The sequence below is a fragment of the Microbacterium umsixpiens genome, assembly GCF_053543675.1.
The window spans coordinates 1-3,013 of record NZ_JBLVOH010000150.1 but is presented as its reverse complement, the minus strand read 5'-3'; the positions used below and the strand labels follow the sequence as shown (position 1 = coordinate 3,013).

Below are 3,013 nucleotides of genomic sequence, written 5' to 3'. Positions count from 1 at the left end.
CATGGACAAGGGCCAGAAGACGACGGCCGGCATCGTCGGAGTAGCCCTCGCGGCTCTCGCCGTCGTCCTCGGCGTCGACTTCGCTCCGCCGTCGGTCGAGCAGTACACGGCCGATCAGTCCGCCGTGATCCAGCTGCTCGGCAAGGACGAGGTCGTGTGGGTCGAGGGCGGCAAGGTGTACCACGTCTGCGATGAGGTCTCCGCGATCCAGACCGGCAGCGAGATCATCACCGGCACGACGGCACAGGCCGTGGAAGCGGGCAAGAACCGGCTGACGCTGCAGTTCGCCTCCGAGCTGCGTGCATGCGACCTTCCCGTTCCCGAGAACGACGAGGAGATCACCGAGGCGCTGCGAGCGATCCAGGCGGGGCAGGTGGACACCGTCCTCCCCGCGCCGGAATGGGCGGATTCCACGGAAGCGCCCATCGTCGTCGACGAGGCCCCGGCCGAGTGACGGCCGATCGGCTCTAGTCAGCGTCGAGCGCTTCGACGAGCCTCTCCTCGGCCGAAGTGAGATGCGCCTCGAGGAGGGCGGCCGCACGCTCGCCCTCTCCGGACTCGACCGCGTCGAGGATGTCGGCGTGCTGGGCAGCGATCACCGCAGCGTCGAGCAGGCGGCGGCCCTGCACTTGCGCCATGCACAGTCGCACCTCGTCGAGGACGCTGCGGTACATGCGACCGGTCCGCTCGCTCTGGAGCGCGTCGATGAGCGCGGTGTGGAAGCGCAGATCAGGGCCGACAGTCGCCGGGTCGGGGCCGGCCGGCATCGCGAGGATCTCGGCGTTGGCGTCGCGGGCAGCGTCCGGAACGGTCCTGGTCACGGCGAGTTCGCGCAGCGCCGCGCTCTCCAGCCGTGTCCTCGTGCGGTAGACGTCGCGCACGGTCTCGGAGTCGATCCCGACGACGCGGGCGCTTCGATGCGCGGTGCGCACCAGGAGTCCGGTGGCGACGAGCTGTTCGATGGCTGCTTTCGCACTCGGCCTGGCCACCCCGAACGTCTGCGAGACGGCTGACTCCGTGAGCGGCGTGCCGGAGCCGATCTCGCCGCGGAGGATGCGTCCGCGCAGCTGAGCGGTGACGGCGTCGACCACGCCGACGATGCCGAGCGGCGCGTCCGAGCTCATGGTCATCCGGTCAGTCTAACGAAACGCCCCGCCGTCGGTACACTTGTCAGACAATCTTTCGACGGAGCAGAGGAGCACCGTGCCGACCACACTCGCCGAACCGCTGGATCCCGCACTGCTGGGCCCCACGACCGAGGTGCACTCCCGGTCCATCGACCGCTTCGCCCGGGCACACGACGCTTCGCACTACCTGCTCATCCCGGATGCGGTGCTCTCCCCCGCGGATGCCGAGGGCGTCGCCCGTGCGTTCGGCGCCGTGCGTGCGGCGGGACGCACGATGACCTTCCGCTCCGGCGGGACGAGCCTGTCGGGGCAGAGCGTCAGCGGCGACATCCTCGTCGACACGCGCAGCCACTTCCGCGACATCCGCGTGGAGGACGACGGCGCATTCGTCCGCGTCGGTCCCGGAGCCACGGTTCGCCAGGTCAACACCCGGCTGACACGCCACCGCCGCAAGCTCGGGCCCGACCCGGCGAGTGAGATCGCCTGCACGATCGGCGGGGTCGTGGCGAACAACTCCAGCGGCATGGCCTGCGGCATCACCGAGAACTCGTACCAGACCATCGAATCGATGACGATCGTGCTCCCGAGCGGGACGATCCTCGACACCGGACGACCCGACGCGAACGAGCTGCTGCGCGCCGCGGAACCGGCGATCGCCGACGGGCTCCTGGCCCTGCGCGCCCGATTGCTCGCCGCACCGGAGCACGTCACCTTCCTCCGGCAGCAGTTCTCGATGAAGAACACCATGGGCTACGGCCTCAACGCCCTGCTCGACTTCGACGATCCGGTGCGCATCCTCGAGCACCTCATCATCGGGTCCGAGGGCACCCTCGCGTTCGTCGCCGAGGCACGGTTCCGCACGATCGAGGTTCGTCCGGCGATCGCCACCGGTCTGCTCGTGTTCGAGACGCTGTCGGCCGCCATGACCGCACTCCCCGACCTCACGCGTCTCGGCCTCGCGACGATCGAGCTGATGGATGCCGCATCGCTGCGCGTGGCACAGGGTCTGAGCGATGTCCCGGCGGCGATCGCGGAGATCGACGTCCAGGGGCATGCGGCCCTGCTCGTGGAAGTCCACGCCTCCGATGCTGCGTCCCTCACGGAGTCGAGCGCCGCCGCCCAGGTGCATTTCGAGGCCCTGCCGCTGGCCGTGGCGCCTCGACTCACGACGGACGCCGCCGAGCGGGCCGCGCTGTGGCATGTGCGCAAGGGTCTCTACACGGCGGTGGCGGGTGCGCGCCCCTCCGGCACGACCGCTCTGCTCGAAGACATCGTCGTCCCTGTCCCCCGCCTGCTCGCGACCTGTGAGCGACTGATCGAACTGTTCGCCGAGCACGGTTACGAGGGCTCGGTCATCTTCGGTCATGCGAAGGACGGGAACGTCCATTTCCTGCTCAACGAGCGCTTCGACGACGCCGACAGCGTCGCCCGCTACCGCCGGTTCACGGACGACCTGGTCGACCTCGTGCTGTCCCAGCAGGGTTCGCTGAAGGCCGAGCACGGAACCGGTCGCATCATGGCGCCGTTCGTGCGCCGCCAGTACGGCGACGAGCTGACCGACATGATGTGGGAGATCAAGGGCCTGCTCGATCCCGACGGCATCCTCAACCCCGGCGTCGTCCTCTCCGACGACCCCGATTCGTACCTGCACGACCTCAAACGCGTTCCCACGGTCGAGAACGAGGTCGATCGCTGCGTCGAGTGCGGGTACTGCGAGCCGACGTGTCCGAGCAAGAGCATCACGCTCACCCCGCGCCAGCGCATCGTGATCCGCCGTGACATGGCCTGGGCCGAAGAGCAGGGCGACACCGAGCTGCTGCGGGACCTGCAGAAGGACTACGACTACGACGGCGTGCAGACCTGCGCCGTCGACGGCATGTGCGGTG

General features: G+C 69.1%; 2 protein-coding genes and 1 pseudogene. 2 read left to right on the top strand and 1 reads right to left on the bottom strand.

Annotated features, from left to right (window positions below; all coding sequences use genetic code 11):
* A pseudogene (locus tag ACNPM4_RS14685) lies at window positions 1-454 on the top strand (hypothetical protein); the annotation flags it as partial.
* A gap of 13 nt (window positions 455-467) precedes the next feature.
* On the opposite strand, the gene ACNPM4_RS14680 reads toward ACNPM4_RS14685, so the two are convergent.
* Window positions 468-1,130 carry a GntR family transcriptional regulator gene (locus tag ACNPM4_RS14680; RefSeq protein ID WP_400858760.1) on the bottom strand — a complete coding sequence of 221 codons (663 nt, stop codon included), beginning with the start codon at window positions 1,128-1,130 and terminating at the stop codon, window positions 468-470.
* A 73-nt stretch (window positions 1,131-1,203) separates the two neighbouring features.
* Between ACNPM4_RS14680 and ACNPM4_RS14675 the strand changes: the two genes are divergently transcribed.
* Window positions 1,204-3,013 (top strand): FAD-binding oxidoreductase (locus tag ACNPM4_RS14675; protein ID WP_448986133.1); only part of this gene is annotated, 1,810 nt, incomplete at its 3' end.

Excerpts from the sequence above, each read along its gene's own strand:
- ACNPM4_RS14680 (WP_400858760.1), bottom strand. The coding sequence starts at position 1,130 with ATGACCATGAGCTCGGACGCGCCGCTCGGCATCGTCGGCGTGGTCGAC.